9 protein-coding genes and 1 tRNA gene are annotated in these 8,198 nt (G+C 64.5%); 5 read left to right on the top strand and 5 right to left on the bottom strand.

Features of this window, described 5'->3' with window-relative positions:
• From IQ26_RS24805 to IQ26_RS24795, 3 genes are all read left to right on the top strand, one after another.
• On the top strand, nucleotides 1-333 hold a 333-nt coding region (locus tag IQ26_RS24805), incomplete at its 5' end, for an ISAs1 family transposase (RefSeq protein ID WP_145716890.1).
• A gap of 71 nt (nucleotides 334-404) precedes the next feature.
• The gene (locus IQ26_RS24800; protein ID WP_145720927.1) at nucleotides 405-1,517 is read left to right on the top strand and encodes an endonuclease/exonuclease/phosphatase family protein; all 1,113 of its coding nucleotides are present in this window, start codon (nucleotides 405-407) and stop codon (nucleotides 1,515-1,517) included.
• Nucleotides 1,518-1,524: 7 nt separating this feature from the next.
• Nucleotides 1,525-2,241, top strand: coding sequence for a hypothetical protein (locus tag IQ26_RS24795; protein WP_145720926.1), 717 nt, complete (start codon nucleotides 1,525-1,527; stop codon nucleotides 2,239-2,241).
• On the opposite strand, the gene IQ26_RS24790 is transcribed toward IQ26_RS24795, so the two are convergent.
• The 4 genes from IQ26_RS24790 to IQ26_RS24775 all read right to left on the bottom strand — a co-directional run bounded on the left by IQ26_RS24790 (nucleotide 2,238) and on the right by IQ26_RS24775 (nucleotide 5,819).
• A complete protein-coding gene (locus IQ26_RS24790; protein ID WP_145720925.1) occupies nucleotides 2,238-2,480 on the bottom strand; it encodes a hypothetical protein in 243 nt (80 codons plus the stop codon). The genes IQ26_RS24795 and IQ26_RS24790 overlap by 4 nt on opposite strands.
• A 113-nt stretch (nucleotides 2,481-2,593) precedes the next feature.
• Nucleotides 2,594-3,811 carry an ABC transporter permease gene (locus IQ26_RS24785; RefSeq protein WP_145720924.1) on the bottom strand — a complete coding sequence of 406 codons (1,218 nt, stop codon included), beginning with the start codon at nucleotides 3,809-3,811 and terminating at the stop codon, nucleotides 2,594-2,596.
• Nucleotides 3,812-3,814: 3 nt separating this feature from the next.
• On the bottom strand, nucleotides 3,815-4,519 hold the full coding sequence (locus IQ26_RS24780; RefSeq protein WP_145720923.1) for an ABC transporter ATP-binding protein: 705 nt from the start codon (nucleotides 4,517-4,519) through the stop codon (nucleotides 3,815-3,817).
• A 4-nt stretch (nucleotides 4,520-4,523) separates the two neighbouring features.
• Nucleotides 4,524-5,819 (bottom strand): efflux RND transporter periplasmic adaptor subunit, encoded by a 1,296-nt coding sequence (locus IQ26_RS24775; RefSeq protein ID WP_145720922.1) that lies wholly within the window; start codon nucleotides 5,817-5,819, stop codon nucleotides 4,524-4,526.
• 114 nt (nucleotides 5,820-5,933) lie between these two features.
• Between IQ26_RS24775 and IQ26_RS24770 the strand changes: the two genes are divergently transcribed.
• Complete coding sequence (locus tag IQ26_RS24770) at nucleotides 5,934-6,845, top strand: PhzF family phenazine biosynthesis protein (protein ID WP_145720934.1); 912 nt, start codon at nucleotides 5,934-5,936, stop codon at nucleotides 6,843-6,845.
• 104 nt (nucleotides 6,846-6,949) lie between these two features.
• A tRNA-Lys gene (locus IQ26_RS24765) sits at nucleotides 6,950-7,025 on the top strand.
• Nucleotides 7,026-7,149: 124 nt separating this feature from the next.
• Here the strand turns inward: IQ26_RS24765 and cobT are convergent.
• The gene (gene cobT, locus IQ26_RS24760) at nucleotides 7,150-8,175 is read right to left on the bottom strand and encodes a nicotinate-nucleotide--dimethylbenzimidazole phosphoribosyltransferase (RefSeq protein ID WP_145720921.1); all 1,026 of its coding nucleotides are present in this window, start codon (nucleotides 8,173-8,175) and stop codon (nucleotides 7,150-7,152) included.
• Between the last annotated feature and the right edge of the window lie 23 nt (nucleotides 8,176-8,198).

Here is an 8,198-nt window from a genome sequence, read left to right as displayed (position 1 = left end):
GTCCGCTCCCGAACCGGCCTCAAGGACAGGAGCCGGTTCGATACGCGCTACTACATCTCCTCGGCCGATCTCTCCGCCGAGCGGGCCGCTCACGCCGTGCGCGGCCATTGGCTTATCGAGAACGCCCTGCACTGGACGCTCGACGTCGTCTTCAAGGACGACCAGTCGAGACTGCGCAAGGGCCACGGCGCAAACAACATGGCAATCGTCCGCCACTTCGCCCTCAATCTCGTCAAAGCCGTCAACGACAAACGTCCAATCAAGCGCAGACGCAAGATGGCAGCCTGGAGCACCGACTATCTCGCATCGATCCTCGGTCAGCTATCGCGTTAACCTGGATTCGGAGCCCTGGGCAAGGGGCAGGGCCTTGTTTTCGAGCCCGCTTGCGGGCAAAGGTCACGGCCATGTCGCTACGCCTCGCCACGTTCAATGTCGAAAACCTGATGAACAGGTTCGATTTTTCCGGATACCGCAACCAGCTCAACGAAGATCGCACGCTGACGCTCTTCGACATCCGGAGCGAGGCCGAATACAGGATGCTGGAGCAGGCGCGGGCGATCGCGCAATCCGACGATACGCGGCAACTGACGGCGCTGGCGATCGCGGCCACCCGCGCCGACATCATTTGCATGCAGGAGGTCGACAACATCGAGGCGCTGAAGGCCTTCGAATACGGTTACCTGTTCAAGATGATAGGGCATGGCTACCGGCAGAAATACACCACCGCCGGCAATGATTCGCGCGGCATCGACGTCGCCGTGATGATGCGCGACGAGACCGCGGATGGCCAGCCGATCGAATTCGTGCGCATGACCAGCCATGCCCATGTCACCTTCGAGCAGTTCGGCCTGCACACGCCGGAACTGGCGGCACTTGGGCAGCAAGCCAACGAGCGCATCTTCCGGCGCGACTGCCTGGAGGTCGACCTGACCGTTGGCGGCGTGCCGCTGACGCTCTATCTGGTGCATTTCAAGTCGATGGGCCCGCCCCGCAACGGCCTCGACGGACGCGAGGCGACGATGCCGGTCCGCATGGCCGAGGCGCAAGCGGTGCGGCGGATCATCGAGGAGCGTTTCGGTGGAGATCACGCCGCCGACAAGCGCTGGGCGATCTGCGGCGACATGAACGATTACCGGCAGCGCGTGAAGATCGCCGGCGACGCCTTTGACGGCCACCGCTTCGAGGTGGTCGACGAGAGCCAGTCCTGCCTCAGCCTACTCACCGCCGACGGTTTTTGCGAAAACGTGGTCGAGCGGCGTCCGGAGATGGACCGCTGGACCTTATACCATACGCGCGGGCCGCAGGAGCGGCATCTGTGCCAGCTCGACTACATCCTGTTGTCGAGGGCGCTAGCAGCCAAGAACGCAACGGCCGTTCCCGATATAATCCGGAACGGCCAGCCCTGGCGCACGATATTTCCGGCGGGCCAGGAGGTCGACCGCTTTCCGCGTGCAGGCTGGGACCGGCCGAAGGCGTCCGACCATTGCCCGGTGGCGATCACCCTGGACATGGCATGAGGCGCAGGTGAGCTTCGACCTGCCGCGCAACATCATCCTGCCGGTCGACGCCGTAGACGTCAGGCTCGACCCCGGCCCGCATCCGTTCGAACGCGACAATGCGCAAGCGATCGCCGAGAATTGGGACCGTGAGATCGCGGCCAACCCGGCACTGTTCGACGGCACCGTGGTGCTGCTTTCCGCGCTCCGCTATCGCGACAACAGCCTTGTAGGCCGCTGCCACGCGGTGCGCTACTCGACCTTCATGCTTTGGCGCGGTAATCGACAGGTAGTCGGCGCCGAGCACGCCTATGCCCACGCCATGCTGGTCGCCGGCGACAATGCGCTGGTGGCGATCCGCATGGCGTCGCACACGGTCAATGCCGGTCGCGTCTACTTCGCCGCCGGCTCGTTCGAGCCAACCGATTTCCGCGACGGCCTTGTCGATGTCGACTTCAACATGATCCGCGAGGTGCTGGAAGAAACCGGTCTCGACCTTGCCGGCGCGGCCCGCGGCAGGCGCTACTATACCCTGTCGACGGCAAGCGGCACGGTGATCTTTCGCCGCTATCGCGAGACGGCGCCGGCTGACGAGATCGCGCAGCGCATCAGCGCTTTTGTCGCGACCGAGACAGAGCCGGAAATCGAAGGGCCTGTCATAATCCGCGATTCCGATAACCTGCCGGACGGGCTGATGCCGCACATGAAGCCACTGATCGAGTGGCACTTTGCCGGCAAGGGCTAACGACGCATCTTGTCTTCGAGCGCCTTGCGATCATTGCGGGCGGCGACGAAAAACAGAATGATGCCGACACCCAGCAGCGCACCCATCGCCGTTCCCATCGTCTGACCGACAACCTGCTGGAAATCGGCGGTGACATGATCGGGATTGGCCATGCCATAGCTGGCCAAATACCACCAGAATCCCGCTAGTGCGGCCTCAACGATCACCGTCACCAAAATCACTCGCTCTTTCCTGCTCATCCCACCATTCCCCTTATCCCCAACGCGATTCTATCACCGCAGGCTGTGCCGCGACAGGGGCAGGCGAGGGCAGCTTCAAATTTCGGGGTTTCTGGCGGCGGCGCAGCACCGCTCTATTCATGCCTCAGCGCGTCGATCGGATCGAGCCGTGCGCCGCGCAGGGCTGGGAAGAAACCGAACACCATGCCGATCAGCGCGGAAAAGCCGACCGCGAGCAGGATGACCGCCGGGCTGGGGGCGAAAGGGATGGCCAGCGTCAATGAGGCGAGGCCAGCCAGCGCCAGGCCGATCAGGATGCCGACGATGCCGCCGAGCAGCGACAGCACGGTCGCCTCGACCAGGAACTGGATGAGGATGTGCTTTTCATGCGCGCCGATGGCCAGCCGGATGCCGATCTCACGGGTGCGTTCGGTGACCGACACCAACATGATGTTCATGATGCCGATGCCGCCGACCAGCAGGCTGACGCCGGCGACCGCGCCCAGCATGCCGGTCATCGTCGTGGTGGCGCTGGCCATGGCATCGGCGATCTGGGTCATGTCACGTATCGAGAAATCGTCCTCGCGATCGGGCGTGATGCGGCGTGTGTCGCGCAAAATGTCCTCGACGCGAGGCAGCAGCTCGTTGGTCGGCGTCCTGTCGTCGGCGGCGACGTAGATCGAGTCGATGTCGCGGTTGCCGGCGATGCGGCGCTGGTAGGCGGCGAGTGGCATCAGTACGACATTGTCCTGGTCCTGGCCGAAGCCGGTATAGCCCTTCGGCTCGAGCAGGCCGATAATCTTGCAGGATGTGCGATTGACACGAATGATCTCGCCTTCGGGGTCGCCGGCACCGAAGAACTGCTGGCGCACCGTCTCGCCGATCAGGCAGACCCCGGTGCCCGAGCGGGTCTCCGAATCGCTGAAAGGACGGCCCGAGACGAGTTTCCAGTCGCGCGCATAGAGATAGGCGCTGTCGGTGCCGGTGACGCCCGATGTCAGGCTTTCGGTGCCGAAGATGACACGCACCTGCTTTTGCGAAGCTGGCGAGATGGCGCGGGCGCCGCTCAAGTGTGCAATAAGCGCGGCAAGTTCCTTGCTGCCGAGGGGACGTGTGGCCTGGTCGAGCCCGCCCGGCCCGCCGGGACCGGCAGGGCGCCCAGAACGGACGACGAGCAGATTGCTGCCAAGCTTGGAGATATCGGCCTTGACCTTTTCGGTGGTGCCCGAGCCGATGGTGAGCATGGCGATGACGGCGGCGACGCCGATGACGATGCCGAGCAGCGTCAGGAACGAGCGCAGCACGTTGCGGCGCACCGAAAGGAGCGAGAGGCGGATGGTTTCCCAGATCATGGTCTAAGCCATCTCAAGGTTTATGGTGTCGGCAGCGACGTGGCCGTCGAGGAAGCGGATTGTGCGCTCGGCATAACCGGCGACATCGGCCTCGTGCGTGACCATGGCGATGGTGAGGCCAAGCCCGGTGTTCAGCCGCGTCAGGAGTTCCATGATCTCGTGCGTTCGGGCGGTATCGAGGTTGCCGGTCGGCTCGTCGGCGACGAGCAGGGTCGGCCTGGTGACGATGGCGCGCGCGACCGCCACGCGCTGTTGCTGGCCGCCGGAAAGCTCGGCTGGCGTATGGTGTTCGCGGCCGACAAGGCCGACCTCGGCCAGAGCCTTCATGGCGAGGTCGTGGCGCTCGCGGGCGGCGACGCCGCGATAGATCAGCGGCAGTTCGACATTTTCCACCGCCGTGGTGCGCGGCAGGAGATTGTAGCCCTGGAAGACGAAGCCGACATAGAGATTGCGCAGCATGGCGCGGCGGTTGCGGTCGAGACGGCCGGCATCGACGCCCATGAATCTGTAGGTTCCGGCCGTCGGCGTGTCGAGGCAGCCGATGATGTTCATCGCCGTCGACTTGCCCGAACCCGAAGGGCCCATAATAGCAACGAATTCACCGCGGCGTATGGCAAGATCGACGCCGGCCAGTGCATGGATCCGGGCTTCGCCCTGGCCATAGCTCTTCCAGACCTTGTCGAAGGAGATGAGCACGGAGCCCGACATGACGTCAGCCCCGCTGTTGTGACGCGGTGATGACTAGCGCGCCGTCGTCGAGGCCCGAAATGATCTCGGTCAGTTCGCCGTCGGTGGAGCCGGTCTTGACGTTGACCGGCCGTGGCCGCCCGTTCTCCAGCACGTAGAGCGTGCGCGAGCCGTCGGTGGGCTGCGCCGTTGCCGCCTGGCGCTGGCGGTTGCCGCCCGGACGGCCCATGCGGCCCGTGAACAGGTCGCTCAGGCTCCACGGACGGGCGGCTGTTTGCGCCGGCCGATAGCGGAAGGCAGTGGCAGGCACGGTGAGCACGCCCTTGGCCTCCCTGGTGACGACCGAAACGGTGGCGGTCATGCCGGGCCGCAACAGAAGCTCGTCGTTGTCGACATCGAAGCGCGCGTCGTAGGTGACGACGCCGTCGGTGGTGACGGAGGCATAGGAAATGTCGCGGATCTCGGCATCGAACGGCCGTTCCGGGAAAGCGTCGACGGTGAAGCGCGCATGCTGGCCGGGCTTGACCGCGCCGATGTCGGCCTCGTCGACCGCTGCCTTCAATTCCATGTTCTTGAGGTCGGCGGCGATGACGAACAACACCGGCGCCTGCAGCGAGGAAGCGACCGTCTGGCCGGGATCGACCGAGCGCGTCAAGACGATGCCGTCTATGGGCGCATAGATGGTGCTCTTGGCCAGGTCTGTCTGCTGCGCCTTGAGATCGGCATTGGCGATGGCAAGACTGGCCTTGGCGCTGTCGAGAGCTGCCTTGGAGCGGTCGCGGGTCGCGGTCGCCGCTTCAAGCGACTGGTCCGTCGCCATGCCGCGTTTGGTGAGTGCCGCCGCCCGCACAAGCGCCCTTTCGTTTTCGGTGAGGGTCACGGTGGCATCCTCGACATTGGCGGCGGCCGCCTTGGCGGAGGCCTCGGCGCGCTCGATCTGCACCTCCAGCTTGGCCGTGTCGAGCGCCGCCAGCACATCGCCCTTCTTCACCTGCTGGTTCTCGTTGACCGAGACGGAGCGGACGACGCCGGACAGTTCGCTGGAAATGTCGACCTGGGTGAGGGGCTGCAGCGTGCCAGTGGCCGATACCGCGACCGTGAGATCGGCAACAGCGGCCGGCGCCGTGGTGTAATCTATCTTGGCGGGAGACGCGGCATACCATTGAAAGCCGGCAAGGCTCGCAACGACGACAATCAACGCAAGCAGGCCATAGAGCCAGAAGCGACGCCGTTTTTTCTTCAGACCCTGGTGGTCAAGCCCGAGGGCCGTCTCGATGGCGGGAGTGGATTCTGTCTTTGGCAGATTGACAATCTGGTCCACGCCGGACCCCTATAATATCGGTGATGTCCCAATCAGTGCACAGATCATGCCTAATGGTTCAAATATCAAATTAAATTTCGCTCATGTTGGGATTGAGGCAGAGGGCTTTCTATGATGCTGACCCGGAATTACTTACTTTACGACGTGTTCACGACCAAGCGGCTGGCCGGCAATCCGCTGGCCGTCGTGCTTGACAGCAAGGGGCTGGACACGGCCGCGATGCAGGCCGTTGCACGCGAGTTCAACCTGTCGGAAACCGTGTTCGTGCTGCCGCCTGACAATCCCAAGCACCGCGCCCGCATCCGCATCTTCACGCCCGACTATGAGATGCCGTTCGCCGGCCACCCGACCGTGGGCTCCGCGATCGCGCTTGCCGAGATGGCCGGGGATGGCGACACCGCCGGCATCTTCGTCCTTGAGGAGAATATCGGCCCGGTGCGCTGCGCCGTCAGCAAGCACGATGGCGCCACCTTTGCCGAGTTCGACCTGGCCAAGCTGCCGGAGCCACTGGAACTCGTCACCGACCCGGAGGCGATCGGCGCAGCACTTGGCCTGGGGCCGCACGAAATCGGCTTCGAGAATCACCGCGTCTCGTTCTGGTCGGCCGGCGTGCCCTATGTGACCATTCCTGTCGCCGGTCTGGAGGCGGCGGCCCGGATAAGGCTGGACAACCAGGCGTGGTCGGAACTGGCGCCGCGCAAGAGCGAATGGGCGTTTGCCAGCCCGTACGTCTACTGCCGCGAGACGGTGAACCACGAAAGTGCCTTCCATGTCCGCATGATCGTGCCGGGTAATCCTTCCTATGAAGACCCGGCGACCGGCTCGGCGGCGGCTGCCTTTGCCGGTGCGATCATGCATTTCGACGGCCCGACGGACGGTGTCTCCCAGCTCTGGATCGAGCAGGGGCTGGAGATGGGGCGGCCTTCGCGCATCCGCCTCGAACTGAATGTCGAAGGCGGCAGACTGGCCGCCGCCCGCATCGGTGGCCATGCCGTCAAGGTGGCGGAAGGCCGGTTGTCTGTCTGATCGCGATTGGCTCAAGCCGATTTGTCGGGAAATGAATCCAGCAGGGCTGGACATGGCGGATGGCGGCGGCTATATGCCCGCCGACGCCGGGTTTACCGGCGAGTGGGTGCGTAGCTCAGTTGGTAGAGCAGCTGACTCTTAATCAGCGGGTCACAGGTTCGATCCCTGTCGCACCCACCAAAGATTTCAAAGGCTTAGGTGGCAAGACCCTGAAACAGTGTGAGAACGTGAGGCGGTAAAGTGCCGTCTCACGTCCGTACCGAGCCGACGCATGTGTCGCCTCTCATAAGTTGTTTGCGAGCCTTTACTTCTCCGACACCCCAGCCTCGGCAAAACTTGCCATGCGGGCGTGGCATTCGAGAGCGGAGCGAACGACGTTGACGGCGAGGCAAGCGCCGGAGCCTTCGCCGAGCCGCATGCCGAGATCGAGCAGCGGCGGCAGATCAAGCGCCTCCAGCAGGCGGCGATGGCCGGATTCGGCCGAGACATGGGCGGCAATGGTGTGGGCGAGGCCGGTGGGGTGCAGCCTTGCCAGGGGAGCGGCGGCTGCGGTGCAGACGAAGCCGTCGAGCAGCACCGGCACGCCTAATTGGCGCGCGGCCAGCGTCGCACCGAAAATGGCGGCGAGTTCGCGCCCGCCAAGGGCAGCCGCGACCATCAGCGGGTCGGCAAGGGCCTCGGTATGGCGCTTGAGGCCAGCTTCGATGGCGGTGATCTTGCGCACCAGGCCGGCATCGTCGACGCCGGTGCCGCGCCCGGTCCATTTTTCTGCGCCGCCGCCGAAAAGGGCTGCCGAAATGGCAGCCGCCAGCGTGGTGTTGCCGATGCCCATCTCGCCGAAACAGACGAGATCGAGGTCTTTCGGCACCGCGCCGTAGCCGGCCGAGACGGCGGCGAGGAAGGCTTCGTCGTCCATGGCCGGCCCTTGCGTGAAATCGCCGGTTGGATGATCGAGGTCGAGCGGAATGACGTCGAGTTCCGCACCGGCGATGCGGGCAAGCTGGTTGATGGCCGCACCGCCGCCGGCGAAATTCGCCACCATCTGCACGGTGACCTCCGACGGGTAGGCCGAGACGCCCTGTGCGGTGACGCCATGGTTGCCGGCAAAGACGAAGACCTTTACGCGGTCGAGCTTCGGCATGTCGCGGCCTTGCCAGCGCGCCAGCCAGGCAGCGATGGTTTCCAGCCGGCCAAGGCTGCCTTGCGGCTTGGTCAGCGTGTCCTGGCGGCGGGCGACAGCATTTGCCGCAGCGTCGCTGCCCGCCGGCAGATCGAGGCAGGCGGCGCGCAGTTCATCGAGCGATTTGAATGGCGACGATTTGAACGACATGGGGGGCAAAATCTCCGAAACAG

It is taken from the genome of Mesorhizobium tianshanense (assembly GCF_007830515.1).
GTDB lineage: Bacteria > Pseudomonadota > Alphaproteobacteria > Rhizobiales > Rhizobiaceae > Mesorhizobium > Mesorhizobium tianshanense.
Note: the sequence above shows the minus strand (reverse complement) of the source record. Positions and strands in the feature narration are given on the sequence as shown.

Bases quoted from the DNA above. Each gene is read 5' to 3' on its own strand.
- cobT (WP_145720921.1), bottom strand. From the start codon at position 8,175: ATGTCGTTCAAATCGTCGCCATTCAAATCGCTCGATGAACTGCGCGCC.
- IQ26_RS24780 (WP_145720923.1), bottom strand. From the start codon at position 4,519: ATGTCGGGCTCCGTGCTCATCTCCTTCGACAAGGTCTGGAAGAGCTAT.
- IQ26_RS24770 (WP_145720934.1), top strand. From the start codon at position 5,934: ATGCTGACCCGGAATTACTTACTTTACGACGTGTTCACGACCAAGCGG.
- IQ26_RS24800 (WP_145720927.1), top strand. From the start codon at position 405: ATGTCGCTACGCCTCGCCACGTTCAATGTCGAAAACCTGATGAACAGG.
- IQ26_RS24785 (WP_145720924.1), bottom strand. From the start codon at position 3,811: ATGATCTGGGAAACCATCCGCCTCTCGCTCCTTTCGGTGCGCCGCAAC.
- IQ26_RS24790 (WP_145720925.1), bottom strand. From the start codon at position 2,480: ATGAGCAGGAAAGAGCGAGTGATTTTGGTGACGGTGATCGTTGAGGCC.